The sequence below is a fragment of the Olavius algarvensis spirochete endosymbiont genome (genome assembly GCA_900608495.1).
GTDB lineage: Bacteria > Spirochaetota > Spirochaetia > DSM-2461 > DSM-2461 > UBA2779.
In genome coordinates this window covers 1-328 of the sequence record UWYT01000241.1, presented here as the reverse complement: position 1 = coordinate 328, position 328 = coordinate 1, and the positions used below count along the sequence as shown (strand labels likewise).

The following is a 328-nucleotide window of genomic DNA, read 5'->3' as shown; positions in this document are numbered from 1 at the left end:
CGGAAGATTACGCCGGGGGGGGGGTGGTAAGCACCTTTGCCGGCAGTGACGCGCGGGGTTTTGCGAATGGTACCGGCACAGAAGCACAGTTTAACCACCCCTTCGGCGTGGCTGTGGATTCATCCGGCAATGTCTATGTGGCGGATACTGAGAACAGCCGCATCCGGAAGATCACGCCGGAGGGGTTGGTAAGCACATTTGCCGGCAGTGACGCGCGGGGTTTTGCGAATGGCGCCGGCACAGAAGCACAGTTTAACTATCCCCACGGAGTGACTGTGGATTCATCCGGCAATGTCTATGTGGCAGATACTGGCAACAGTCGCATCCG

1 protein-coding gene is annotated in these 328 nt (G+C 58.5%); it reads left to right on the top strand.

What is annotated here, in order from left to right:
• On the top strand, positions 1–328 hold a 328-nt coding region (locus S1OALGB6SA_RS07075; RefSeq protein ID WP_195910357.1), incomplete at both ends, for an NHL domain-containing protein.